At 51.8% G+C, this 26530-nt stretch carries 23 protein-coding genes and 1 pseudogene; 11 read left to right on the top strand and 13 right to left on the bottom strand.

The annotated features are described in order from the left end of the window. The first annotated feature begins 49 nt into the window (after positions 1-49). Genes WMO64_RS12460 through WMO64_RS12440 form a run of 5 tightly spaced genes read left to right on the top strand, consistent with a single transcriptional unit; the run spans position 50 to position 9193 of the window. Positions 50-2719 carry an SNF2-related protein gene (locus WMO64_RS12460; RefSeq protein WP_235821980.1) on the top strand — a complete coding sequence of 890 codons (2670 nt, stop codon included), beginning with the start codon at positions 50-52 and terminating at the stop codon, positions 2717-2719. Then, on the top strand, positions 2700-3461 hold the full coding sequence (locus WMO64_RS12455; RefSeq protein ID WP_071432508.1) for a hypothetical protein: 762 nt from the start codon (positions 2700-2702) through the stop codon (positions 3459-3461). Before WMO64_RS12460 ends, WMO64_RS12455 begins: the two co-directional genes overlap by 20 nt. Beyond that, on the top strand, positions 3445-5496 hold the full coding sequence (locus WMO64_RS12450; protein ID WP_349232192.1) for a site-specific DNA-methyltransferase: 2052 nt from the start codon (positions 3445-3447) through the stop codon (positions 5494-5496). The genes WMO64_RS12455 and WMO64_RS12450 overlap by 17 nt, the downstream gene beginning before the upstream one ends. Positions 5497-5502: 6 nt before the next feature. Beyond that, complete coding sequence (locus tag WMO64_RS12445; RefSeq protein ID WP_349232191.1) at positions 5503-6021, top strand: hypothetical protein; 519 nt, start codon at positions 5503-5505, stop codon at positions 6019-6021. A 16-nt stretch (positions 6022-6037) separates the two neighbouring features. Continuing rightward, positions 6038-9193, top strand: coding sequence for a type III restriction-modification system endonuclease (locus tag WMO64_RS12440; RefSeq protein ID WP_349232190.1), 3156 nt, complete (start codon positions 6038-6040; stop codon positions 9191-9193). Positions 9194-9212: 19 nt separating this feature from the next. Here the strand turns inward: WMO64_RS12440 and mobQ are convergent, their stop codons facing one another. From mobQ to WMO64_RS12405, 7 genes are all read right to left on the bottom strand, one after another. Continuing rightward, the gene (gene mobQ / locus WMO64_RS12435; RefSeq protein ID WP_349232189.1) at positions 9213-10919 is read right to left on the bottom strand and encodes a MobQ family relaxase; all 1707 of its coding nucleotides are present in this window, start codon (positions 10917-10919) and stop codon (positions 9213-9215) included. Between the two features lie 429 nt (positions 10920-11348). Continuing rightward, the gene (locus tag WMO64_RS12430; protein WP_002596142.1) at positions 11349-11555 is read right to left on the bottom strand and encodes a hypothetical protein; all 207 of its coding nucleotides are present in this window, start codon (positions 11553-11555) and stop codon (positions 11349-11351) included. Between the two features lie 4 nt (positions 11556-11559). Next, the gene (locus tag WMO64_RS12425; protein ID WP_425475198.1) at positions 11560-11769 is read right to left on the bottom strand and encodes an LLM class flavin-dependent oxidoreductase; all 210 of its coding nucleotides are present in this window, start codon (positions 11767-11769) and stop codon (positions 11560-11562) included. Positions 11770-12161: 392 nt separating this feature from the next. Further along, positions 12162-13541 carry a DNA primase family protein gene (locus tag WMO64_RS12420; protein ID WP_349232188.1) on the bottom strand — a complete coding sequence of 460 codons (1380 nt, stop codon included), beginning with the start codon at positions 13539-13541 and terminating at the stop codon, positions 12162-12164. Further along, complete coding sequence (locus tag WMO64_RS12415) at positions 13519-14139, bottom strand: CHC2 zinc finger domain-containing protein (RefSeq protein WP_349232187.1); 621 nt, start codon at positions 14137-14139, stop codon at positions 13519-13521. Before WMO64_RS12415 ends, WMO64_RS12420 begins: the two co-directional genes overlap by 23 nt. A 67-nt stretch (positions 14140-14206) precedes the next feature. Beyond that, positions 14207-16126 (bottom strand): DUF4368 domain-containing protein, encoded by a 1920-nt coding sequence (locus WMO64_RS12410; RefSeq protein ID WP_349232186.1) that lies wholly within the window; start codon positions 16124-16126, stop codon positions 14207-14209. A gap of 1 nt (position 16127) precedes the next feature. Continuing rightward, the gene (locus tag WMO64_RS12405) at positions 16128-16331 is read right to left on the bottom strand and encodes a transposon-encoded TnpW family protein (RefSeq protein WP_007885061.1); all 204 of its coding nucleotides are present in this window, start codon (positions 16329-16331) and stop codon (positions 16128-16130) included. Between the two features lie 262 nt (positions 16332-16593). Between WMO64_RS12405 and WMO64_RS12400 the strand changes: the two genes are divergently transcribed. From WMO64_RS12400 to WMO64_RS12390, 3 genes are read left to right on the top strand one after another with little or no spacing between them, the layout of a single operon-like run. Next, entirely contained in the window at positions 16594-17430 is an 837-nt protein-coding gene (locus tag WMO64_RS12400; RefSeq protein WP_071435081.1) for a hypothetical protein, read from the top strand. A gap of 31 nt (positions 17431-17461) precedes the next feature. Further along, the gene (locus tag WMO64_RS12395; protein WP_083389962.1) at positions 17462-18382 is read left to right on the top strand and encodes a DNA gyrase inhibitor YacG; all 921 of its coding nucleotides are present in this window, start codon (positions 17462-17464) and stop codon (positions 18380-18382) included. Then, the gene (locus WMO64_RS12390) at positions 18379-19407 is read left to right on the top strand and encodes a virulence RhuM family protein (RefSeq protein ID WP_349232185.1); all 1029 of its coding nucleotides are present in this window, start codon (positions 18379-18381) and stop codon (positions 19405-19407) included. Before WMO64_RS12395 ends, WMO64_RS12390 begins: the two co-directional genes overlap by 4 nt. A gap of 66 nt (positions 19408-19473) precedes the next feature. On the opposite strand, the gene WMO64_RS12385 is transcribed toward WMO64_RS12390, so the two are convergent. The 6 genes and pseudogenes from WMO64_RS12385 to WMO64_RS12360 form a co-directional block, all read right to left on the bottom strand. Then, the gene (locus WMO64_RS12385) at positions 19474-19749 is read right to left on the bottom strand and encodes a DUF6809 family protein (protein ID WP_117507445.1); all 276 of its coding nucleotides are present in this window, start codon (positions 19747-19749) and stop codon (positions 19474-19476) included. 13 nt (positions 19750-19762) lie between these two features. Next, positions 19763-20113 (bottom strand): TnpV protein, encoded by a 351-nt coding sequence (locus WMO64_RS12380; RefSeq protein WP_117507447.1) that lies wholly within the window; start codon positions 20111-20113, stop codon positions 19763-19765. Between the two features lie 103 nt (positions 20114-20216). Continuing rightward, positions 20217-20351 (bottom strand): hypothetical protein, encoded by a 135-nt coding sequence (locus WMO64_RS12375; RefSeq protein WP_283124962.1) that lies wholly within the window; start codon positions 20349-20351, stop codon positions 20217-20219. Between the two features lie 375 nt (positions 20352-20726). After that, positions 20727-20996: pseudogene (locus WMO64_RS12370) on the bottom strand (transposase); the annotation flags it as partial. Positions 20997-21428: 432 nt separating this feature from the next. Next, positions 21429-21926, bottom strand: coding sequence for a DUF6329 domain-containing protein (locus WMO64_RS12365; protein WP_349232184.1), 498 nt, complete (start codon positions 21924-21926; stop codon positions 21429-21431). Next, positions 21913-22458, bottom strand: a complete 546-nt coding sequence (locus WMO64_RS12360; protein WP_349232183.1) for a hypothetical protein — start codon at positions 22456-22458, stop codon at positions 21913-21915. The genes WMO64_RS12365 and WMO64_RS12360 overlap by 14 nt, the downstream gene beginning before the upstream one ends. A gap of 956 nt (positions 22459-23414) precedes the next feature. Between WMO64_RS12360 and WMO64_RS12355 the strand changes: the two genes are divergently transcribed. The 3 genes from WMO64_RS12355 to WMO64_RS12345 are packed head-to-tail and all read left to right on the top strand — an operon-like array spanning position 23415 to position 26037. Continuing rightward, on the top strand, positions 23415-24806 hold the full coding sequence (locus WMO64_RS12355) for a VirD4-like conjugal transfer protein, CD1115 family (protein ID WP_435412068.1): 1392 nt from the start codon (positions 23415-23417) through the stop codon (positions 24804-24806). 1 nt (position 24807) lies between these two features. Further along, positions 24808-25128, top strand: a complete 321-nt coding sequence (locus WMO64_RS12350; RefSeq protein ID WP_325298576.1) for a glutamyl-tRNA amidotransferase — start codon at positions 24808-24810, stop codon at positions 25126-25128. A gap of 45 nt (positions 25129-25173) precedes the next feature. Next, positions 25174-26037 (top strand): VirB6/TrbL-like conjugal transfer protein, CD1112 family, encoded by an 864-nt coding sequence (locus WMO64_RS12345; RefSeq protein WP_494338271.1) that lies wholly within the window; start codon positions 25174-25176, stop codon positions 26035-26037. Positions 26038-26530 lie beyond the last annotated feature (493 nt).

Genomic DNA, 26530 nt, shown 5'->3' with positions numbered 1-26530 from the left:
CTGCCATAATAAAAAGGAGTGTAAATAAAAGAAAAAGGGGGGAATTGCCATGCCGCAAACACCGTTTCATGCCTATTACAAGGCCCGGCTTTTGGAACAACTGCCGGAAGCAGAACAGTTTATTCCGGTCTTTGCATCATCGGACATTGAAATCTATCCGTTCCAAATTGCAGCGGCCAGCTTTGCCCTGCGTTCCCCCTATCAGAAAGGTGCTGTCCTGTGCGATGAAGCCGGTATGGGCAAGAGCCACGAGGCCATGCTGGTCATCAATCAAAAGTGGCTGGAGGGATGCAGCCGGATTCTGCTGGTTATTCCCAATGCCGACCTGCTGCACCAGTGGACGGAAATGCTGGATCGATTCTATACCGTTCCCTATGTGGTTTTGACCAGCCGCAAAGAATGGCAGGCCCACAGCGCCCCCGACCATCCCAACGCCTTTATCCAGGATGCCATAGTCGTAACCACCTACGACTTTGCCGCCGACAACGAGGAGGCTGCAAAGGTGGTCAACTGGGACTTGACGGTATTTGAAGAGGCTAACGCCCTGTCCCCGGTCTACCAGGAGGACAACAAGCAGGCCAAGGCCCTCAAGCGGATCGCCGGTGATTCTTTCAAGCTGCTGCTGACCGGCACTCCCATTGAAAAGAACATCATGGACTTATACGGTCTGATCTGGTTCATCGACGAAACGCTGCTGCCGGGAGAAAAAGAGTTTCTGGCCCGGTATCTGCGCCGACCAGAGAACTACCCGGAACTCAGCGAACAGGTCAGCCGCTATTGTTTCCGTACCCTCCGTTCCCAGGCCAAGCACTACGCCAAGGTGACGGAACGTGTGCTGCTGACCGTGGAGTACACCCCCGGCAAGGCAGAGCGGCAGCTCTATGAGCTGCTGTACGCCTACATCAACCAGACGGAAAAGAGAGCCTTTCCCGAAATGAACCAATATGACCTGGCTCTGCGGTTACTTGGCCTGTTGGGTTCCTCTACGGCGGCAATTTTGCAAACCATCAAAGGTATCGTCAAGCGGCTCCAGGGGCTGGAAAACGCAGCGGACGAACTAAGCCAATGGCAAGAGATTCAAACCGTAGCCGAAAGCATTCCCCAGGATGCCAAGGCCGGTGAGCTGCTGACCGTTCTCAAACAGGGATTTTCCCTTATGAAGAAAACGGGAGCCAAACAGAAAGCGGTTATCTTCACCGAGAGCGTGGAAACCCAGAAGATGCTCCAGAATCTTCTTTCTGGCCGGTACCGCACTCTGGCCTACAACGGCAGCGCCGATTACTCCGTGATCCACCAGTTCAAGGAGGATGGCGAGGTGCTGATTTCTACCGATAACGGTGCCAAGGGCTTCAATCTGGAGGAGGCTGCTTTCATCATCCACTACGACTTGCTGTACAACACCTTAAAGCTGGAGCAGCGTATCGACCGCTGCCACCGGCTGGGTCAGGAAAACGATGTGCTGTCAGTGGCCTTCATCGACAAGAACAACTTTGCCGATGTTCGCAAGCTGGAGCTGGTCAACAAGCGGATGCTGGTGACAGACGGTGTCTTTGGTATTACCGATGACGTGCTGGGCGGTTTTACAGATGATGTAAAAGCAGCCTTTCCGGTCATTGCCCAGCGGTTGCGGCCCAGGGCGCAGATTGAGCAGGCATACCGCCACACCCTGAGTACCCACGAGGAAGATAACCGGCAGACCGTCTCCGCAGCGGAGGATATTCTGTTTACCACCTTCACCAAGGAACTGGCCGACAAGGTGAAGATCAATCCCAAGTATGTGAATCGCCGTGGACAGGAGCTGAACAACGACCTCTGGGAAATTACCAAATGGTTTTTTACTCGTTATAATGAAAAGAACGATGATTGCCGTTTTGTGATTGACGAATTCAACCGTACGATCACGGCCACGGAGTACCGGGAACTGCCGGTGCTGTTCTACTACTGGACGGGGAGCCGGAACCGGCCCTATCGCAGCCAGAAGATGTACGGCATGGCAAAAGACTTCAAACCCAAGGCCGGACAGATTACCCTGTCCAGTATCATAGGCCGTGGGATTCTCCACGAGCTGGAGTGTGCCAACGAGGGAGTGCTGACCATCCCGACGGTGCAGGCGCCGTGCCAGATAGCCCTTTATACTGTCACCCTGGTTTCAGGCTCCAGCCGCACAGAACACGCCGTACTGTGCGGTTTGACGGATAGCGGCAAGGCCCTGGACGATGCAGCTTGCCGCAGCATCTTTGACTTGCCGGTGGAGAGCAGCACGGAGGATGAGCGGAGATCCCCCCACTGGTTAAAAGGAACCAGCCGCCCCCACCCGCTGGATCGGCTGGTGCCGAGTGATAAGATGATGGCGGAGCAACTGGAGCGCCTTTCGCCTGCCCAGGCCGAGGAAATGGAGCGGATGAAGCAGCAAGTGTCCGCTGATAAGGCGGCATTGAGCCGAGAACTGAACACCCTGGACAGCCAGGTACAGCAGGCGCAAGCGGAGCTGGAGGCCGTCACCGGCGACCGGCTGAAACGTCTGGCTGCACAGAAGAAAATCAACCAGCTTCGGCAGGAATATATGAAGCACCAGGAGAGCCAGTTCTTTGACGCCATGCGGCTGGATATGGAGCTGGAAGAAAAAATGAAATCTTTTGCCGACAAAGAAAAGCTGACGGCAAGGGTGCAGAGAGAATTTGTGGTGGTGATTGATAAGAATGCGAAAGAAAATAACTGATTTTTACAACAAATATTCGGTTGCTTTTAATATAATCAGTTTTCTTGTGGCTATCGGAAGCATCTGCCTTACAATCTGGATTTCCAAACAGCCTGTGACACTTCCGCAGAAAGAGCTTAGTTGTATAACGACAAATAGCAAAAGTCTTGTACTGATGCTGGGAAACGATAGTAACTTGAAATTATTGTACGGAGAACGTGAGGTTTCAAAACCGTGCATAACTTCGATTGTAATTCAAAATACTGGAGCTTACCCAATAACAAATAGTGACTTTTTGCGGCCATTTATTATTGCTTTTGGGGAAACAGACGAGATATTATCGGTTAATATAGGCGATTGCTCCAATCAGTATATCAGGGAAGAAGTCGTCGAAAATAGTAGTTTTAGCAATCAGAAACTGACCATTGATAATTTTTTGCTTAATCCAGGAGAAATGTTTACGGTTGATATAATAAGTGATGGAGGTATCCCTCTTATTAACTTCGATTATCGCTTAGAGGGGATCAGCGAGTTAAATTTAATCAATAATCCCTCTAATCAGATCATTCTTACACGTAAAGAAAATCCTGTGAGTATTTTGCCGTTTTTAGTTCTACTGTGCTTGATTGTAGTAGCTGTAATTATCGTAATGGTAATTGTTATGAAGAAACTAAATAAGCGGGATGCAGCAATGTTTGACCGTTTAGAGGCAGCAATAAGGAAAGAAATGCAAGAGGAGAATCAGCATGAACAATCTGATTGATGGTTTATCCATGAACATAGAACAAACCAACCTGGACAAGCTGCGCTCGGTGTTCCCGGAGTGCGTCAGCGAGGGCAAGCTGGACATTGACAAGCTGCTTTCTCTGTGCGGCGAGTACATCGACAACGATTTTGAGAAGTACAAGTTTGAGTGGAAAGGCAAGGCGGACTGCCTGCGGCTGGCCCAGAAGCGTTCCACCGGCACCCTGCGTCCCTGCCCCGAAGAGAGCGTCAACTGGGACACCACCCAGAACCTCTACATCGAGGGCGACAATCTGGAGGTTTTGAAGCTGCTGCAAACGGCTTATTACCGCAAGGTAAAGATGATTTACATCGACCCACCCTACAATACCGGCAACGATTTTGTTTATGCCGATGACTTTGCCGACCCCATGGCCCGGTACAAGGAAGTGACCCAGCAGACCACCAAGAGTAACCCGGAAACCATGGGGCGCTTTCATACCAACTGGCTCAACATGATGTACCCACGTCTGCGGCTGGCGGCAAACCTCCTGCGGGACGATGGTGTGATTTTCATTTCCATTGATGATGCAGAATTATATAATCTCAAGAAAATTTGCGATGAGGTTTTCGGTGAGGAAAACTATGTTGCGACACTTGTTTATGACAAGAACCGTAAAAATGACGCAAAATACTTTTCTGTTGGGCATGAGTATATGCTGGTTTATTTCAAGAGTGCTGCAACCATCTATGAAAAGGGCATTGTTCTTCGGGCGACAAAAGAGGGGATTGACGAGGTAAAGGAAGAGTTCCAGCGCCTACGCACTTTATATAACGATGACTGGACAAAAGTAAATGAGGGCCTGAAGGCGTTGTACGCCTCTTGGCCAGCTGATGATCCTCGCAAATCCTTGGCACGGTTTACACGAGTTGACGAGAAAGGGCCATATAGAGATGATGGTAATATAAATTGGCCTGGTGGCGGCGGGCCTATGTACGATGTAATACACCCTATTACCGGAAAGGTGTGCAAAAAACCAGTAAGTGGATGGCGGTATCCGACACCAGAAAGATTACAAGAAGAAATTGAAAAGGGCCATGTAGTATTTGGAAAAGATGAAACCACGGTTCCTCGCGTCAGAATGAATCTTTTTGAAGCGGATAAAGAGGTGTTGCGTTCAGTGCATTTTAGCTATGCGCAAACTGCAACCAATGAATTTGTCAAGATATTTGATGGTAAAAGAGTTTTTGAAAATCCTAAAAGTATAGATGACATTAAAAAATTAGTTGAGTATATAACCGCCAAAAACGATAGTGACATCGTCCTTGACTTCTTCTCTGGATCTGCCACCACCGCCCATGCAGTGATGCAGCTTAACGCCGAGGACGGCGGCAACCGGCGCTTTATCTTGGTGCAGCTCCCCGAACTGTGCGACGAAAAGAGCGAGGCGTACAAGGCCGGGTACAAGAATATCTGCGAGATAGGAAAGGAGCGCATCCGCAGAGCTGGGAAGAAAATTGCAGAAACAATTTATGAGGAGAAATTTGCTGTTAAAATTGGCGGACACACAGTTACTTCGTTAGCTCCAGCAGTTGAGATAATCCAGCCTAAAGAAAAAGTGGTTCGAGAAATTCAGAAAGAATTGAAAGGTATTGATGTCGGATTTAAGGCGTTCAAGCTGGACACCTCTAATCTGAAAACCTGGGACGCTACACCCATCGAGGACGAGCAGCTTGATCTGCTATACCGGCGGATGAACAGCATGATCCACCGGGTGAAGCCGGAGCGTACCGACCTGGACATGATTTATGAAATTATGCTTAAGCTGGGTGTGCCGCTGACCTACTCCGTAACCTCATTCTCCATTAACAATAAAACGGTATATGGTGTGGGCGATGATTGCCTGTTGCTGATCTGCTTGGCCGAGAATGTGCAGCCGGAGGACGTGGAGCAGATGACCGAATATGCCCCGGCAAAAATTATTATCTCCCGTGACAGCTTTGCCGACGATACAGCCATGGCAAATGCCTACTATATCCTGCGGGATCACGGAATTGAATTGAAATTGGTGTGAGAATCTATGGAACATGTTGTAATTATTTCAACTATTGCGATTCTGGGTTTAATTATCTTAGCTCTATCCATCTTTTATATATTGATGAAACGGCAAAGGAAGATAATTGTAACAGAGAATTTTGGTAATTGTTCTCCTATTATTGTTAATAGATATTTAATCTGGTATTCTTCCTTCTCTTTATGGACAATCATTCAATACGCTTTGTTATTAGTCCCGCTATACACATCCATAGCTACGATTTACTTTTCAGCAGATGTGATTATTAACGAGGCACCTGATAGCAGCACGATTTTATTAACTATCTATGCTGTTATCTCTGCACTATTCCCAACGATAACTTCAAAAATTAAACCCAAGTTACATGCAGACGGTTTCTATATGGGTGCGACACAATTAGAACAAGGGCTCATAAAATTTAGCAGAGGGTTGATTGAAGAACAAGAATTGATAGAAATCTATGTAAAAGCCGAGAAACATACTAACCCTCTAGTTGGTAAGGACTCAGACTCAGATTTAGACTGAGGAGAAATAAAGTGAAATGAAGCTAAAATTCAAGTCCCAGGACTTTCAAACCCAGGCGGTCAACGCTGTGGTGGATTTGTTTACCGGCCAGGAGAAAACCAAAAGCACCTTCTCCGTGGTGGATGAGCGGCAAACTTCCATGATTCCAGAGATGGGCCAGGGCAACGCCCTCTACATTGACCAGGAAACACTGACCGCCAATATGCACACTGTCCAGAAGCGGAATAACTTGCCCCTGACCCCCTCGGCGGTGGACTGCCAGTTCTGTATCGAGATGGAAACCGGCACCGGCAAGACCTACGTTTACACCAAGACCATCTTTGAGCTGAACCGCAAGTACGGCTTTACCAAGTTTGTTATCGTGGTGCCTTCGGTGGCTATCCGGGAGGGTGTCTACAAGTCCTTTGAAATCACCAAGGAGCATTTTGGCCTGCAATATGATAACGTGCCATGCCGGTACTTCATCTACAACTCTGCCAAACTATCCGATGTGCGCCAGTTCGCCACCAGCTCCAACATTGAAGTGATGATTATCAACATCGACGCTTTTAAGAAGGCGGATAACATCATTAACCAGGCCCAGGATCGGCTCAACGGCGAAACGGCCATGGGGTTCATCCAGAACACCCACCCCATCGTCATCATCGACGAACCCCAGAGCGTAGACAACACCCCCAAGGCCAAGGAAGCCATTGCCACGTTGAACCCCCTGTGTGTGCTGCGGTACTCCGCTACCCACCGGGAAAAAATCAATCTGCTTTACCGCCTGACTCCGGTGGATGCCTACCAGATGGGGCTGGTGAAGCAGATCGCCGTGTCCTCCAATCAGATTGCCGGTGGCTTCAACCAAGCCTATGTGCGGCTGCTTTCTGTCAGCAACGACAAGGGCTTTAAGGCCAGGGTAGAACTGGATGTGAAGGGCAAGACCGGAGCCGTGACCCGAAAGGCCATGACCGTCAAGCCGGGAGACGATTTGTTCCTGCTCTCCGGTCAACGGGAACTGTATGAAGGCTACACCGTCGCCGGAATCGACTGTACCCCCGACTTTGAGCATATCGAGTTCGGCAACACCCAAGAGGTCAAGCTGGGCAAGGCCATTGGCGATGTAGACGAGAACATCGTCAAGAAGGCGCAGATCCGGCGCACCATCGAAACCCACCTGGACAAAGAGCTGCGGTATCTGGACAAGGGCATCAAGGTGCTGTCCCTGTTCTTCATCGACAAGGTGGACAAGTACCGCCATGAGGACGGCACACCCGGTATCTATGCCACCATGTTTGAGGAATGCTACCAGGAGCTTATGGCAAAACCCAAGTATGCCGTCCTTCAGGAGCGATTCACCACGGATGTGAGTAAGGTACATAACGGCTACTTCTCCCAGGACAAAAAGGGCCGTCTAAAGGACACCAAGGGCGACACCCAGGCCGACGATGACACCTACAACACCATCATGCGGGACAAGGAGTGGCTGCTGAGCTTTGAGTGTCCGCTGCGGTTCATTTTCTCCCACTCGGCGCTGCGAGAGGGCTGGGACAACCCCAACGTGTTCCAGGTCTGCACCCTGATCGAGCAGAAGTCCACCTTTACCTGCCGCCAGAAAGTGGGCCGTGGCCTGCGTCTGTGCGTCAACCAGGACGGTGAACGCATCGAGGACAAGAACATCAATGTCCTTCACGTCATGGCCAACGAGAGCTTTTCCGAGTTTGCTTCCACCCTCCAGAAAGAGATCGAGGACGAAACTGGCGTCAAGTTTGGTGTGCTTCAGCTCAGTTTGTTTGCTGGGATGACCTATCAGGAAGAAGTTACCCGTGAGCATACGATTGACAGAGAAGAAGCCCACGAGTTGGTAAAAACCTGGATGGAGGACGGCTCCATTGACCAATGGATGGCCGATCCCGAAATGACGGCAGCGGAAGAAAAAATTACAGCGGAATTGGAATCAGGGAAAATCACCGAACCGCCCAGCCCTGTAACAGAAGTCATGCGCCAAATTAAAAACGGTGCGACCGCAGAACAGGCAGCGGAGGCAATTATTGGAATCACCAGTACAATCACTACCGTGGAGGAACACACCGTCACCCACGAGGAAGCTACGGAGCTGCTGGAGCATTTTGAGCAGAAGGGATATATCACCAGTACCGGCAAGGTCAAGGATACCATGAAGAACGCTTTGAAGAACGGAACCCTTGACCTGCCGAAAAAATATGAAGCTGCCAGAGAGCGTTTTGAGCAGATTATCGCCAATGCCGACCGGAAGCCCCCGGTGCGGGATGCCTCCCGTGATGTGGTGGTACGGCTCAACAAACAGGTCATGCTCTCCCCGGAGTTCCTGGAGCTGTGGAGCAAGATCAAGCAGAAAACCGCCTACCGGGTGAGCATTGACACAGAGCAGCTGGTGAAGAACTGCGTCAAAGCCTTTCAGGAAATGCCCCATATCCCCAAAACCCGTCTGGTGTCCCAGACTGCCGATATTCACATCCAGCAGTCCGGGATCAGCCACATGGAACGGGAAATGCGGACGATGGAGATTGCCAACGATTATCAGGCCCTGCCGGACATCATCACCGCCATCAGCGATGAAACGCTGTTGACCCCGGCTACCGTCAATCGGATTCTGGTAGAGAGCGGACGGTGTGGCGATTTTCTCAACAATCCGGAGGCATTTCTGGAGCAAGCCGTAGAGCTAATCCGCAGCCACCGCCACGCCTTGGCTATCGACGGTATCCGTTATGTGAAGCTGGATGGCCAGGAATATTATGTGCAGGAAATCTTCGACACCACGGAGTTGCTTGCTAACCTGGATCGAAACGCCGTAAAGGTGGAACACAGCGTCTATGACTATGTGGTTTACGACAGCTCCACGGTAGAGAAGCCGGTGGCGGTGGCCCTGGACAACGACCCGGATGTGAAGATGTTCTTCAAGATTCCCAGCCGCTTCAAAATTGAAACCCCCATTGGCACGTACAACCCCGACTGGGCTGTGTATCTGAATAAGAATGGTGAGGAAAAGCTGTACTTCGTCCTGGAAACCAAGGGTGACACCAGCTTTATGCACCTGAAAACCAGTGAGCAGCTAAAAATCCACTGCGGCAAGGAGCATTTCAAAGCACTGGATGCAGGTGTGGAGCTGGAGACTGCAACCAGTTGGACGGAGCTGCGCAAGCGCATTTGACAGAGATAGAAAGAGCTTTTTATCTCACATCGCGTCCTTGATTCTTGCGCTTTCCCTTGTTGGAAATCTGCTGCTCCTTCTGCGTCTGGCGCACCATTCTCCGCACGGCCAGCCGCTCTGCATCCTCGTCCAGCATCCGGGACACCGCCTTTTTACTGTCAAACATCAGAAGTGGGCTGTACTTCTCAACGTAAACCTGCTGTGCCTGGTTCTCCGCTTCCTGTTCTTTGCCGGGGCGGATGGCCTGTCTTGCTTCATACAGCTGCACTGGGTCGAAGCCCTGGGCCTGCTCCCGAAGCCCGGCATACTCGTTCAGGGCAGCGTCCAACTCGGCGGAATATTTCTGTTCCTGTTCTTCCAGCCGTTTCAGGCTCTGCTCCATGGCAGCGATGTCTTTAGGAAATTTATCGGCGGCATCTTCCTCGGTATATGCCAGCGACGCCAGAAGCAGATTTTTCTCAGAACGCAATTCTTCCAAATCCTCTGTCAGTGCCGCAATTTTTGCGGCCAGCTCCCGGTGTCGGAATACATGGACAGCAGAGAGCGCCTTTTTCTCGGTAAGCAGGCTGCGGCGCTCCTTCGTCTTATCTCGGATGTCCTTTGCCAGCTGATTGTACTGTGTGAGGGCAGGGCGCAGCGTATTCAGCGAAGTGTTCAGGCGTTCCTTGCCCTTGCGGAGATACCCCAGCTGATAGCAGAACAGCAGCAGATTTTTACGCAGATTCTCCATGGCCTCGGCAAGTGCCGGGAGGGTATTTTTGACTGCCTGGGCCAGCTTTTTGACCTGTCCCCTCAGCTCCCGGAGCAGGGCATTGTCGGTCTTGATCTGCCGGTTCAGCTCGCACCGGTCAGAGATGATACCCTTTTTTTTCATGGCTCTGGCAACCACACCCTCATGGACCGTGGGCCGCTCCAGCAGACCACGCTCGGCATGGCTGCGGTGGTCGATGCGTTCCTCATGTCCGGTGCGCTCCAGATGGCGGTTTGCCACATCTGCCCATGCAGCCCGCCACAGAACAAGTTGCTCATCGCTGTTCCAGCGTTCCGTGATGGGATTCTGTCTGCCATATTTGGTACTTTTGGGATACTTGGATACCCGTTCATAATCCTGCGCCTGCGCTGCGGACGGGGCCATATACACCTTCTTTTTGCCCACTTTGTACTGGTACTGTTTTTCCCAGCCGTCGGCCTGCGCCTGTTTGAACTCAGCGGCGGTAAAGCCCCGTTCCTCGCCGTCTTTGACACAGAGATATTCTTTCTCAGTCTTGTACTGCCATTTTCCCTTTTCATCCAGCGGGCGCACCGTCAGCAGGATATGGGCATGGGGATTGTGTCCGGGAGGATACGGGTCATGGATGGCAGCATCGGCGCACATTCCGTCTGCCACAAATTGCTCCTTGATGAAATCTTGCAGGAGCTGGATTTGTTCCTCCCGGCTCAGTTCTATGGGCAGCGCCGCCACAAATTCACGGGCGAGGCGACTGTCCTTTGCTGTTTCGGTTTCCTCCACGGCGTTCCACAGGGTTTCCCGATCCTGCCACTCTGCGGGGGCCGTGGCTGGCAGAAAAACCTGCCGCCACCCAAGGCCCTGTTTGCGGGTGTAGTCGTGCTGCACCCCGTCATACTCGTTGAGCATCCGGGAACAGCTCAGATAGGCCGCAGCAGCCACAGCGGAGCGCCCGGCTCCACGGCTGACCATCTTGGCCTCCAAATGATAAATCGCCATAAATCACCTTGTCCTTTCTGAAAGGGGTGCCCCGAAACAGGGCACCCTTGTTTTCGCTCAGTGCGTCGTGAAATACGACGCACCACCAGCAGGGGCGGAACGATTCGTTCCACCCCTGTATCTGTGTCAAGCTGCCGGTGGCAGGTTGACACAGGCAGACGGCGGGATGGGGTGGCAATATACCACCCCATGAACAGGGGCTTCCAAAACGGAAACCCCTGCGTCGACTGCATGGGCAAGGCTGGCAGTTTGGCAGAAATGCAGCCTTGTCCAGCGGCTCCCGCAGGAGCCGCAATCCCCCTCGGAGAGCGCACGTGCCCGACCAACGGGAGGGCTACCACCGCCTGCTTTAGCAGGTGGTGAGTAAGTGCGCCCTTCGGGATAAAAAAGAGGAAGGTCCCCGGTTTCCCGGAGACCTCCCAGCAGTTTTCAATCGTGTCCTGCCAGCTTTCGCCGCAGGTACTCTTCCAGATTATCAAGCCCTACCGCCTGTACTTCCGGCAGTACTTTTTCCAGTACAGCGCCCTCCTGAATGAGCCGTCTTGTCCGGGCTTTTCGCTCCTTCACCCGGTCCCGTGCCTGGGCTTCCTCCAAGCGGTGCTTTGCCTGCAACAGTTTCTTTTCTTCACTTGTCATGGGATTACCTCCGTTTCTGCCAGATCAGGTCATAGCCCAGCACATCGGCCAGTTCCACAACCTCCTTGTAGCGGATGGATTCCCGCTGGAGCTTGGCCGACAGGTTGGAAACGCTGTCCGACCAGTCGTATTCCTCATGGAGCCGGTCAACTACCTCCTGCATGGTGTATCCCGCCCGGACGATCTGTGCCTTAATCTCATTGCGTACCGTCATCATCAAAAATCCTCCTAAATTTTCTTGATAAAAAAGCGAAGTCGGCACGCCTTCTGGCATAACCGCTTCGCTGTGTGGTGAAAAATCTCCTTGTCACCAAATCCGTTCAGAATTGCCGGTGTGATGTCCTGCCCATAAGCCGCACCTTCCGACTTTTCCGTTACGTGTGACTTGGCTTGAAACCGTGCATTTCCCCATGATTCCATGCACCCGGTTCACCGGGGCGAGAAGCACGGTTTCGCAAAATGATTTCTTCCAATAGGCAAATACTTTTCGATTTCCACTTGCCTTGATTTAACATGGGATTTGACCGGTGATTCTGACTGACATAGCCGCTGAATTGCTATAAAAGGGAGAACAACGGTCAATCAAAGCGTACGTACGTACATGGATCAGCGCCGCCATTCCTCCGGCACATCTTCCGGTACGTACGTACGCATCGAATCACCGGAAAACACTGATATATGATTTCTCACCAGTACCTCAATCCCCAGAAATCCACGCACCCGCCGTCCGGCTGCGTTGGTCACATTGTTGCAGTATTCCAGATTGTAGCGGCTCTGGCAGGCGATCAGGGCTTCGCTGAAGCTGCGTGGCTTCAGGGCAGGCAGGTTGTTTTCGGTGCAGTAAATCTGGTATGCCTCGTACAGTTCTTTGGAGCTGGCAGATAGATCGGCTTTCAGGCGAACATACCCGTCAGAATCCAGAAAATCATAGACATTGTTGTTGTCCCGTTTGACTGCTTCCCGGTTGTTTTTGGTGCGCTGGCTCTCGGTGAACTTGAAGTTGTTTGCGGCCAGCCGCTGCAATCCCTCAAAAGCCCACAGCAGAATACCCTCCACCTCGGCTTTCATCTTCTCGGCAAGGTCAGGATCATCCACACGGCCAGCCGGTTTTTCTTTCGTGGTCAGCACCAGCTGGCGGCGATAAAATCCGTCGCTCCGGTCAAACAGCGCCTGCAAATCTCCGTTGGAGAAGGCCAGCAGCCGGGCGCACATCCATCCCTGATAGCTCTGCTTGCCCTTGCGCTCCAAATCCATCTTGCCCTGGGCAGTGACGATGGATTTCACATAGTTGGTCTGGCGCAGGGCCTCCATTCGCATATCGTCATCCACGCACAGGAGGATATGTTCCAAATCGGCACGGGCAAACCGGTTCTCGGATATTTTCCCGATGCTGCCATCCTTCATGTTGGAACCGAACAAAGTTCCCAGCACAGCGCCGATCTGCGACTTTCCTTCGCCACCGCTGCCCTTAATGACCATCATCCGCTGCCCCTTGTTGCTGGGAATAAGGCAGTAGCCGATATATTCCTGCAAGGTGGGGATGTCCTCCGGGTAGAGCAGACCATCCAGAAATTGCAGCCAGAGAACAGGTTTTGGGGCGTTGGGCTTGTAGGACACGGGGAAACGGTTGCGGACGATTTTCGGCTTTCCTTTCGCAAAAGTTCCGTCCAGAAAAAGCGTGCCGTTGGAAAGATGAATCCGATCCGGCTCCGGGGGAAAATCCTCTACCAGCGCCGCCAGTTTCATCAGCTCCACAATGTTGCTGATTTTGCGGGGAATGTTGCTGACCGCACAGCATTTCAGCTCCTCAAAAATTTCTCCTCGCAGGGGTAGTTCGTCTGTCACACGGCCTTCGGGCGTGAAAAAAGCCCCGTTTGTGAAGATGATCTTGTGCGTCTGCAAGAACTCCTCACAAAACAGGGCTTCGTTGATGCTTTTGTCATCGAACCAGACGGGCATCCCGTCAAGCTGCGTTTTGTTTTTCATAGGCACCGTCCTCCTTTTTCAGCCTGTCCAGCCGTTCCTCCAAACCGGCAATCAGGTCATCCTTGTTCAGCATTTCCACGATTTTCACCCGCTGTTCCAGTTCGGCGGCAATGAGCAAATCCGCCAGATACTCCACATAGTCCAGCATCTGGCAGGCTTCCACAAACCGGTCATCCAGAACATCTTCCGGTGTCTTGGGTGCGTACTGCACCTTCCAGCTTTCCAGAAGATGCAGATAATCACACAGCACCCGCAGACAGCGCACTTCTTCCTGCCGGTATGCTTTCAGCAGAGGACGCTCCGGTTTTGGTAAGGCGATTGCCGCCGGGGGCTTGTCCGGGTCAATCCCGAAATCCTGTGCCAGTTTCTGCGCTGCTTCGTAACTGTTCAGGCCAAACAGCCTTGCCACAAAGTCAATCACATCGCCGGTGGCTCCGCAGCCGAAACAGTAAAAATACCGTTCGTTCAGCTTCATGCTGGGGTGTTGGTCCTCATGGAACGGACAACTGCACATCCCATTTCGGTTGACTTGCAGCCCATAGTGTTTCGCTGCATCCGGCACACAAATATTCTGTTTTACCAGTTCAAAGAGTGTCATGAAAATCCCTCCGTTTCAGGGCATAAAAAAAGCGGCCTGCCCGGTTTGTTGGGGCAGGCCGCAGTCTTTATGCAGTTTGTGATGTTTCCGTTTCTTTGGCTTTCCGCTTTTCCTTCCGGTAGAACTTCTCCCGGCAGGCGGGTTTGCAAAATTTAGCGTTGGGGCGGACAGACTGGAACGGCTCTCCGCAGCACTGGCATACCAGCTGGTACGGTTCACCCGGAACGATCAGCCCCTCGGCAATCTTCTGTTTGCGCTCCTTCTGGCGCAGATACTTTTCATGGTCACGGATGCGCTTCTGGCGGCGCTTTTCCTCCGCAGCCAGTTCTTCCTCGGTAGGTTCGGGCATGGGCACTTCAAACTTCCCGATGAAATTCAGATAAATCTCAATTTCCTGCACCCGCTCCCCGGTGCTTCTGTCCGGGGCATGAACCAGAATTTTCTCCACAAATTCATGGATCATAGGGGCGGTCAGCTCGGTGAAATCCGTATATTTCTGTGCCAGCGCCAGAAAGTGGCTGGCACGGTCGGTATCCTCGTGAAATTGGTCCAACTGTGCCTGCTCGGATGCAAGCAGCTGTTCCAGCTCCGCCTGTTCCTTTTCATATTCGGCACACAGCAGCTCGAACCGTTTTTCCTCCAACTTGCCCATGGCATAGGTTTCGTATAGCTTTTTAATCAGCACATCCAGCTCGGCGCTGCGCTTGCGCTCCTTGGCGACCTTGCGTTTCAGCTCCTTGGCCGCTTCCTGCTGGCGAACCTGTGAAATGCTGCGAACTTTCTGAATAAACTCTTCCTTGTTCTGGATGGCATAGCTGGCGGTAGTGCGGATGGTTTCCAGAATCAGAGCGTTCAGGGCTTTGGTGCTAACGGTGTGGGAAAAACACATCTGGGTTTCCCGCTCAAAGGTCAGGGTGTAGGTGGAGCAGTTATAAAAGTCGGTTCCATACTCCCGCCCGTCCTTTTTGCGTTTGCCCCGGTGGTTATACATCTTGGCTCCGCAGTCGGCACAGAACACAAGGCCGGTCAGGGGATTGGCAACGCCGGTGGTATCTGTCCGGCGCACCGTCCGTTTCACCTGCTGGGCGAGCTGCCAGGTTTCCGGGTCAACGATGGCCTCGTGGGTGTTCTCAAAAATCAGCCAGTCGGACGGGTCATTTTTTACCCGCTTATCCCGGTAGGACTTTTTGGAGGAACGGAAATTCACGGTGTGCCCCATATACTCCGGCTTGGTCAGCATAGAACTGACCGTGAAGCCGTACCAGTCATAGGGGCGGCTGGTGTCCACGGTGTTCTTACGGCTGCCTCTGCCGTTGCGAGCCAGATAATAGGCGGGGCACTCCACCTTTTCCTGTGTGAGTATCTTGGCAATCTCATGGGGGCCGTGCCCCTCCACCGCAAGCCGGAAGATCCGCCGCACCACGGCGGCGGCTTCCTCGTCCACCAGCCAGTAGTCCTTGTCCTCTGGGTCTTTTTTGTAGCCATAGATGGCGTTGTTGGTGGTTGGCTTGCCCGCCTTGCCCTTGACACGGTATGCTGCCGAAACCTTTTTGGACTGGTCACGCAGATACCATTCATTCATGATATTGAGAAAGGGCGCAAACTCGCCGCTGTCCTGTTCCTCGCTGTCGATGTTATTGGCGACAGCAACAAAATGAACCCCATTCTGCCGGAACATTACCTCGGTGTAAAAGCCGGTTTGCAGGTAGTTTCTGCCGATCCGACTTAGGTCCTTACACAGCAGATGGGCCACCTTGCCCGCCTCGATGTCCGCCACAAGGCGCTTCCATGCAGGACGGTCAAAGTTGCCACCGGACCACCCATCGTCTGTGTAGTGGACGATATTGGTGTAGCCCCGCTGTGCTGCATAGCTTTCGAGATAACGTTTCTGGTTCAGAATGGAGTTCGAGTCACCCGTGAGGTCATCGTCACGGGACAGGCGCTCATAGAGCGCAGTGATTTTTTCTTCCGTCTGTCTGTTTGCCATATCAGGCGCTCCTTTCAGACGGACGGCTCATTTGTGGCAGTTCCATTATACCACATTCCGGCTGGTTTGCCAGCCCGTCATTGCGGATCAGCCGCAGAATTTTATCTTCCATCGTTTCCTCGGCGGTTTCGCTGAGGTAGACACGAACTTTATAGGTGGTGTTGCCAATGTGCCGGGTCAGAAACACGGCGTTTTTATCTGCCATAGAACCTCTCTTTCTTGCGCTTTCGGCGCATCCGGTGTATACTGTTGTTATAGTTCCGTTGCCTGTAACCTGCGATTGTGTTACTTCTTTTTTGTGTCATGCCTGAACATGGCGAAATCCCCCTTTCTCCTGCGTGAACGAGCCGATGTAACCCAAGTAACTTGTTTTCAGATTACTCTTTCACTAATAGGAGAAATCCGGGGTGCAAAACGGAACCATTTTTGAAAAATCGAAAAATATTTTTTTGAAAAGAGGTGGGGGCATGGCGTATCTGTCTGATGACGAGCTTCTGGATACCGAGGGTGGCTTCACCGGATGGGACGCTGGGGCGGAAGAAACGCTGGAACAGGCGCTTGCGGAAGAACGTCTGGCCGAGCTGGAAAGTGAGCTGGAGCAGGACGAGCATCCCATCGACTATGAAGCAGAGCTGGAGGACGAGGAAGAAGAAGCTGCCCCGGTCAGTGATAAACGGCTGAAACGGGAGATGCGGGCCGAGGCCATACGGCGGCTGGAGGAAGCAGCCCGCACCGAAAAGGATTTCCGGGCCGTGGTGGAGGAATGGAACAAGCTGGACCGGAACCGGGAGCGCCGGGAACGGGACCATGAAAACCTCCGTGGGGATGTGCCGCTGGAATATCAGGCGGTGCCGGAACCGAAACTCATTCCCCGATGGATGAACAACCCCACATACCGGCAGCTGATGGCCGGGAACTTTCTGGACATCCTGTTTGACTGCCCCTATGAGATGCACAACCTGACCGCCGACGCCTTTGTTTCCCGCATGGTGGAAGAACTGAGTGAGGAACATAAGGAAGTTTTGTATTTTCTCTCTTTGCGGCTGTACAGCACCACCCGGCTTGCCGCTGTGCGTGGGCAGTCTGACCGCAACATCCGCAAGCTGCGGAAAACCATCCACAAGAAATTGCAGCGCCAGATGTATGACCATCTGTGCGGCAAGCAGGAGCATGGTAGCAGCTTGACCTTGCGGGAACGCCAGTTTTTGGAGGAATACTCGAAAATTGCAAGGAAACAAGGCAAGGACGCCGTGATCCGGCGGGAGAATAAGACCAAGCGCAGAAAAAAGAAAAACCGCCCCTGATAATTGGGACGATTAAGGAGAAAGGGCGTGTATGATGAAAAATTTATTTGAACAGTCCCGTTCCCATTGGGTGCGGTACGATCATTACGAGCTGAAAACAGCGGAAGATGGCAAGCGGTATATCACCCCCGGCAAGAGCGCAAAGCCGGATGTCTACAATCCGCTGAAAGAGGTCCCCAACATTGTGCTGGATGCGCTGAATGTGGGGATGCTGATGATGGGGCGCAAGCCGGAAGCAGAAGTGGAAAAGGCGATCATGGAGTTTATCACCCGGTACGGCCTGCTGGGGCTGATGACTGCCCTTCCCACCACACCGTCCTTTATGGACTATGAGGCGGTGTACCTGCCGAAAAACCACTTCATCAAGGAAGAATCCATGGCGACAGACAAATACTTGTCCCTGTTTTACCCCTTTGACCAGCTGGATTTGGTGAAAAAAGGCATTGAATCCACATGGAATGTGTCCGGTGACCGGACGATGGTTGCCCTGACCATGACTTTCATGGACGAGCCGATGGCGAAGAACATGAGCTTCCAGCGAGAGTATGCGGAACCCTACGACTGGGTTGCCCAGCAGTTCAAGGACTGGGCCTTTACGCTGACCACAGCTATTTTGTACTACAATGACTATGATTCCATCGACGAGGATGCACGGGGGCTGTACCGCAAGGCCATGGCCGCATTTGGTGGGATCGCCCCCAGCTACCACATCGAGCTGTTGGATAAGCCCACCATCTATTGGGATTTCCATTCGCTGCTGCTGGGCATCCAGATGATGTTCAGCTTCATGTTGGTAGACGGTGACCAGCCCCTGCGCCTGTGCAAGCACTGCCAGAAGGTGTTTCTGGGTAGCCGGTCCAACGCCGCCTTTTGCAGCCCACGGTGCAAGAACCAGTATAATGTCTACAAGAGCCGGGGAAAGAACCGGACGGATGGAGGTGACGAGGAATGAGCGAGGAACAGGGACTGACCCCGTATGAAACCAGAGAAATCCTCTTTTATAAGACCGAAAACGGAGAAGTGCGGGTGGAAATCCTGCTCTTTCAGGAAAACCTCTGGCTGACACAGGCAAAAATGGCAGAACTGTTCGAGGTACAGAAAGCGGCCATTTCCAAGCACCTGAAAAATATCTTTGAATCCGGCGAACTGAGCGAGGATTCAGTTGTTTCCAAAATGGAAACAACTGCGGCGGACGGGAAACGGTATCAGACCAACTATTATAATCTGGACGCCATTATCGCTGTGGGGTATCGGGTGAACTCCAAAAAGGCGACCATGTTCCGCATTTGGGCAAACAGGGTGTTGAAAGAGTTCATCATCAAAGGCTATGTGATGGATGACGCACGGCTGCGGGAGCCGGAGAACTTTTTCGGCAAGGATTATTTCGAGGAACAGCTGGAGCGTATCCGGGACATCCGGGCCAGCGAGAGAAGGTTCTACCAGAAAATCACGGACATCTATTCCCAGTGCAGCGCTGACTACGATGTGGAAAGCCCCATCACAAAGGAGTTTTTCGCAACGGTGCAGAATAAGCTCCACTATGCGGTCACCCATCATACCGCCGCTGAGATCGTATACGGCCGTGCCGACAGCACCAAGCCCAACATGGGGCTGACCACATGGAAAAACGCCCCCAAAGGCCGCATCCGCAAATCGGATGTCACCGTTGCTAAAAACTATCTGAACGAAACGGAAATGCGTAACCTGAACGAGATTGTCACCATGTACCTGGACTATGCGGAACGGCAGGCCCGCCGTGGAAATGTCATGTATATGGCCGATTGGGTCAAGCGGCTTGACGCATTTTTACAGTTCAACGAGGAAGATATTCTGCATGATAAGGGCAAGGTGACCGCCGCCATTGCCAAAGCCTTTGCCGAGAAAGAGTTTGAAAAGTTCCGGGTTTTGCAGGATCGGACCTATCAGAGCGACTTTGACCGGCTGGTTGCGGAAACTTCGGATGCCCTGACAGAATAACCATATACACAGAAAGCCCACGCCTCCGGTTCTCTTTCCGGCTGCGTGGGCTTTTTCGGCCATCGCCTATTTCTTGTTTTGCAGCTGTTCATGGGCTTCCTGCTGGACAATCAGCCCCGCTGAAAAGCCATACTTGAAATGGCTCTCACTTTCCTCACACTGGGCGATAGCGTTCTGCGCCCGAAGCTCCTCCACCAGAGCATAGTCCTCTTTACTGAGCCGATGGGATAGCTGCTCCATCAACGCCGCACAGGTTTGGATCGCCTTGCGGTATTCCGGGGACGTGGGCACTACCGTTTCACAGGGATAAAACTCCCCGTTATACATGGCTTCCAAAATCATTGCGTTCCCTCCCTCAGCAGTAGACCAGCTCAGCCAGGACAATTTCCTCGGCTCTGTTGTGGATAGAGTTCATGGAGCGCACCCATGCCATCTGGTCGGCATCTTTCAGGGCTTCTGTGACGCCCTCTTGCTGCATCATGGCTTTTTCGATAATTTCCAGCCGCTTCCGACAGGCGGTGTCGATTTCCTCCAAATGGGGAAACAGTTTTTCAGTGACAATGAGATCGGTATACAGAATGGGCCGGTGTTCTTTTAAGTAGGCACGGCGCAACCGGCCATATTTCCCGATATGGTACTCTTTGGTGTCCAATAACACAAGGTCAGGAATGAGATAATCGCCGCATTTGGTGTAAGTCAGTTCCATACAAGACTCCTTTCGTGGGAATGTGGTTGACAGTTACGGTAGGTTTGAGGGCATCCCTCCTTTATCATAACTGTCTTTTCATTCGCCACAAATGAGCCGTCAGTCATGATGTAATGTTTTTTGGTGTATTCCACCCTCTATACATTACATCATGGTTCGATATGGAGTTACTCTCGCCCTGTAACTCATCATCGCGGCTCAAACGCTCATACAGAGGGGTGATTTTCTCGTTTCTCATGGCTGTACCTCCTGAAATGAAAATGCTCTAAGTGACTGCTTCACTAACCATGACAAAAACCATGATTAAGAAGTCACTTAGAGCATACATCTCCCTGTACCTGGTAACAACGAAGATATTTCCCTGTGAACTTATTGCAGTTCAGACGGTGATACACAAGAGGTTGTCCCATTGGGCAAATAAATGTATCCTGCTGCGGATCATATGAAAATCCATATTTACTTGGATCATTGTGAAAACGGATGGAGGGAATATAACCGGTAATTCCCAATAGTTTCAAACCCCTGTGAACAGTGCCAGTGTCGTACCCCCTGCCCAAAGCAACTTTCTCCATAGACAGGTTCAACAGTTTTTGCTGCCGTTCCAGATGCCACAAAACCAACGATAGGCAATGTTTAACTGAATTTCTTGGACAAGTCGGCGTCCGGACTTAATGCCATAGAGGTATCCTACCAGCAGCATTTTGAACATACTGGCAGGATCAACAGATGGGCGGCCATTTGCAGGGTAATGCGGTGCTACAAGATCGTAGATAAAGTCAAATGAAACCATCTGATTGATTTTCCGAAGTAAGTGATCGGTTGGGATCAATTCTGCTATATCCAGAATTACCATACTCATTTGAACGCTCTGCCGTCCCATCATGCTCCATCCCTCCTTTGTTCCTATTTATACCATATGGGTGGAGTTTTTAGGGCTTTTGTCAGCGGGTCCAATCCTTGACACTACCCAAATTCATTAAATTCTGAGATAGGTGTATAAGTAGCCATTGTCATATCGAGTGACCGCATTTATGTGCAACCTGAATATTGAATTTCCGCACTTTTATCCACGCCAACGTCTTTCCAGACCGGACAAAAAGTTTACCGCGGATATGATATATGGCATACCCGCTGGAAAGGATGCTGTCCTCATTGCGAAGAGCAGAGATTCCAGAGTTCGCGAAGGGGTGGCTGGCAATCGCCGGAGAGAAGGCGGTCTTCTGAATCTGCACATCGAGGAGGGTATGCGCCACCAGCTTTACTCGTGGCAGATCGGTTTTGCGGGGTATCGGGAAAGATCTCCCAGTTCTAACGCCTACGTTTCTTCAGAGAAGGGGTTACTGCATCGGCGGATAAGACCGAGCTCGGTTTGCCGGACGCCGTCCTCTACCATGGCGTCCTCGCCCAGCTTCTCAAAATCCATATACCCGTCGATGGTATTGATTAGCTCATCATCAGCACCGATGCGCCGCAGGACGATTTGAACGTATTCATAGGTGCCCTCCGTGATACGCTCGTAATCGTCCAGATTCATAGCACAACGGAGAGAATCCTGCATAGTTCCAGGCTGCTCCGCCGAAAGAACCGACAGATATTTCAGCAGCTCGCCGTCTTCATGCTGCATTCCCTCAATGGCCAACGCCAACTCGTTTGCATCTTCCAAATATGCCCCTGTGGTGGGAGTATGCTCGTCCATGTAGGGCCAGGCCGCTTCGGGGAATCTGGGATCACCCTGCATCTGACCGGCAACAGCGACATAACGGCCAAGAGTCACATCTGAGTTGACTTTAGGGATGAGATCATAGTCCGACACCCTTCCAGATCACTCTGCGCCAGATGTCCTCATACGTGGTGAGGCTGCTTCTGACCGAAAAGCAGTTGTTTGGGAATGAGGCCGGAGCGGATGGCAAAATCCCGCTTGGCGTCCAGGCAGTTTCCCTATAGGAATGCCCTTGGTTGAGTCCCTTACGGTCAAAGCTCCAGTCCCAGGTCACGAGGTGGACGCCGTACTCGGTCTGGTGTCCAGCCAGGACCGTTCCGTTGAATTCGGACAGCGTTCGGAAGTCACCGGTCGGCCCCTGAGCTTTCAGAGGGGGCGCCTGTTCTATCAGGGTCATATATTTCCGCACCACGCAGGCGAGATCCGTGGCCTTTTGGCAGGCTCGTTCCCGTTCCAGGGTATCTACATCTTTGTGAGCGTACCGGATGCTGGCACCGTCGCTGATTTTGCACAGGGGAAGAACCATCCATTCCACAGGGAGCAGACCGTCCCGCTCCGGCTGTGCCGTGGAGCCTTCTCGGCGAAGAGTGGTGCAAAGTTCTCGAAAAAATTGATTGCTGCCCATTTTGTTTCCCTCCTAAATTTTAGTGCCTTTTTTGAAATTACCTAAAAATGAAAAAGGACGCCAACTTATTGGCCCGTCACGACCAACAAATTGACGCCGCAAATTTTGTGTATTCTATCGGCAGAAAAATAGCGCCCTTTTTGAAAGTTGTTGCTTCAAAAAGGGCGCTGCATAGCTTCAGTCTTGCCAGCTGCTGAGAAAAGAGGGGTCAAATCCCACCAGTTAGGTGGAAACGGCGGTTGACATCTATAAAATCATCCGTAAAAATTCGGGCTGAAAAAGCCCGAAAACGGTTGATGCCACTGGCTTTGCGCCAGTGGCATCTATACCATTTTGAATTTATGGTGGACCTGAACGGGATCGAACCGTCGACCTTACGGATGCGAACCGTACGCTCTCCCATGCGTAAAACTTCTATGCGCCCAAAAGTGAGGCAGAAAAATAGCAAAAACAGAAATAAATAGTCTAAAATTAGCGGAACAGTGTGTATCTTTGTTATATAGGAGGCGTCCAATACCGGAATTTCGGTATCATGGGTGCCTCCTTTTTATGGGCAAATACTTAATTGGTCTCGTAACTCAAGTGGGGGGCACTTGCGCTACATCCCCTGCAATAAACATACACCTCAAAGATTTTGCGAACGATTATGACCCAAGGAAAGGAGGGGGGCAGATTGTGTCAGAGATTATTCTATCTGACTATTTTTACGGGGATGAATCAGAACAATTCATCTACTTCCGTATTCCTCGACTGCTGATTACAAGCCCCCGTTTCAAACACCTCTCCACAGACGCAAAACTTATGCCTTTGCCCTTGTTCTCTATCGCTCAACACGCCAGAACCGGAGGCCGGGAGAGGAACATGGCTCCGCCCATTGGGGCGACCCCAGGCAGCTTGACCGGAAATACCGCGACAAAAAGGAGGAGAATAATGTCATCCTCACCCAGCATATCCGCATGAGCCTGAACAGCCGGAAACATCAACGGAACCTTCTGCAAATCATTGTGGGCGGTTCAGGATCAGGCAAGACGCGCTATGTGGTAAAGCCCAATATCTATCTCGCCAACACCTCCTATATTTGCACGGACCCGAAGGGGGAGCTGGCCCGGAGCACCATTCCGTTGTTGTTGCGGAAAGGGTACACCATCCGCGTATTTGACCTGGTGGACCCGGACCGCTCCGACTGCTATAACCCGTTCCGCTATATCCGAAGTGACGCCGATGTGCTGAAACTCATAGCGAACTTTATCCGCAATACCACCCCCAAAAACGCCCATGCCAATGATCCGTTTTGGGAGAAATCCGAGACAGCTTTAGATTGTGCCCTTATGCTGTATCTTCTGCATGAGGCGCCGCCAGAGGAGCAGACCATGGAAATGATGCTCACCATGCTGGAATACGGTACGGCGAAAGAGGGCGACGGCGATTATCAATCCCCGTTGGATCTTCTGTTTGAGGCGCTGGAGGAGGAAAACCCCAGCCATATCGCCCTGCGGCAATATAAGGTGTTCAAGCAGGCTCCCAGTGAGACGGCTATGAGCATTTTGATTACCGCTGCCGTGCGGCTGGCTCCGTTCTCCTTGCCGGAGGTGCAGCGGATCACCAGCACGGACACGATGGAGCTGGAAAAACTGGGGGAACGCAAGCAGGCTATCTTCTGCGTCATTCCTGACAGCAACGATGTGTCTCTCAACTTTTTGGTTGGTATGCTTTACACCCAGGCATTTCAGGAGCTTTACTTTCAGGCGGACAAGGTACATGGGGGCAGCCTGCCTATTCCAGTCCGGCTCATGTTTGATGAATTTGCAAATGTGGCACTCCCTGACGGCTATGCCCGTTTACAGGCTACCATGAGATCCAGAAATGTCATGGCTACTATTATTCTGCAAAATATCAGTCAGCTTAAAGAGCTGTTCAAAGACTCCTGGGAGGGGATCATCGGCAATGCTGACGCTTTTGTGTACCTGGGAGGCAACGAGCAAAGCACCCACAAGTATGTGTCGGAGCTGCTGGGCAAGGAGACCATCGAGACCAGAACTTCAAGCCAAAGCCGGGGGCGCAACGGCTCCTATTCCCAAAACTTCCAACAGGCAGGGCGGGAACTCTTGACCCCGGACGAGGTGCGTATGCTCGACAACCGCTATGCCCTGGTGCTCCTGCGGGGTGAGGCTCCGGTCATTGATGAAAAATATGACCTTATGCGACACCCCAATATCAAGCTCACCGCGGACGGCGGGGCCGCGCCATATATCCATAGTCCCCGCTGCCTGTATGCCGAGGAGGATCTGGACTTTATCTTTACATCTTTGGACGACATTGAAATCATTGATGAAATGGAGGAATCTTAACATGAACAAGCGATCCCTGACGAAGAAAAACGGACGCCGCATCCAGTGCATTTGGGCGGTTTTGGTACTGACCATTTCTCTCCTGACAGTCCCCGCTATGGCCGCAGACGATCCGCTCAGTATCGTCAACAATCTTTCCGACTTTATCTTCTCCATCATTCGTGCCCTGGGCATCATCATCCTGGGCTGGGGCGTGGTGCAGGTTGGCATGAGCATCCAGAGCCACGACGCCTCCCAGCGCACCCAGGGGTTCCTGTGTCTGTTTGGCGGGCTGCTGATTGCCTTTGCCAAGGAGATCCTGACCACCATCGGCGTGGCATGAGCCATGCAAAAGAAAATGGGGAATTGTGTCTCACCGTGAGACGCAATTCCCCAAAGGAGGTGCAGCTTTATCAGCGATAACTGGGTCGTTAATATTCTGGAGGACGCGCTTTCCGGGTGGAACGACAAACTGGCCGAGATATGGACCCTTCTGACCCAGACGCCGGAGACTTTCAAGGGCGGCGATATATGGAACTCTATCCTCGGCATCCATAACGCCCTGGTGGGGGTTGGATATGGTCTGCTGGTCCTGTTTTTTGCCATTGGAATTTTCCAGAGTGCGGCCAGTTTCCGGGACTTTCAACGCCCGGAATTTGCCCTGCGTCACTTTATAAGATTTATTTTGGCAAAGCTGGCGGTGGGGAGCTGCATGGAATTGATGACAGCCATATTTGCCATCTGTGGAGGGGTTGTCAATACCGTTATGGGCAGTGTGGGCGGCTCTATTTCTACGGCGGCTACGCTGCCCACGGAGATCGTGACTGCGGTGGAAAGTCTGGGCCTTTTGGAGAGTATCCCTCTATGGCTGGTATCTCTATTATCCAGCCTTTTTATCACTATCATGTCCTTTATCCTGCTGCTTACGGTCTATGGACGGTTTTTCCGGCTCTATCTCTACACCGCCCTGGCCCCCCTTCCATTGGCGTCTTTTGCCGGGGAAGGAACCTCTGCAAGCGGAAAAGCATTTTTGAAAAGCTATATCGGCGTGTGTATGGAGGGGGCGGTAGTGGTTCTGGCCTGCCTGATCTATTCGGCTTTCCTGTCCAGCTCCACACCAGCGGCAGACGCATCTCTTTCCGCTGTGAGCATGGTATGGCAATATGTCGGACAGCTCATTTTCAATATGCTGATCCTCACCGGACTTGTCAAGGGCGCAGATCGGATCGTAAAGGAAATGCTGGGTTTATAACATAAAAAAGCGGGACAGGAAACACCTGTCCCGCTTATGACATATACGCGATTATTCCGTTTTACTTGTCTCCCCTGGGAATGGCCAATAATGGGTGGAAGGGTCAGATAATATCTGCGTTTCCCAAAACCGCTGTTCCTGTTTCCTGCGGTAAATGCGGTGTCCCCATGCCAGAACCGCAAACAGGATACATCCCGCAAAGAGGCTCAGACAAAGGATTCTGTGGTTTGCCGCCCATGCAGGGAAAAAGAGTTTGGTAGCGACAAAATACACCGCCAAGGGCAAGAGACGGAGCCACCATAGCAGTTTACAGACCGACGGGAGTGACACAAGAATAAGCAGTACAATGAACAACTGCTTTCCGGCAGTTACGAAAACTTCCATGACAGAGCCTCCTCACATTGTCAAGTTTTATCGTGTTTTCGGTAAAATGAAAATGTAGCAAATGGTACTCAAAAAGTGAGCACCCCAATGGCAAATAAAAAGAGCCATT

This window comes from Pseudoflavonifractor intestinihominis (assembly GCF_040096055.1).
Taxonomy (GTDB): Bacteria; Bacillota; Clostridia; order Oscillospirales; family Oscillospiraceae; genus Pseudoflavonifractor; species Pseudoflavonifractor intestinihominis.
Note: the sequence above shows the minus strand (reverse complement) of the source record. Positions and strands in the feature narration are given on the sequence as shown.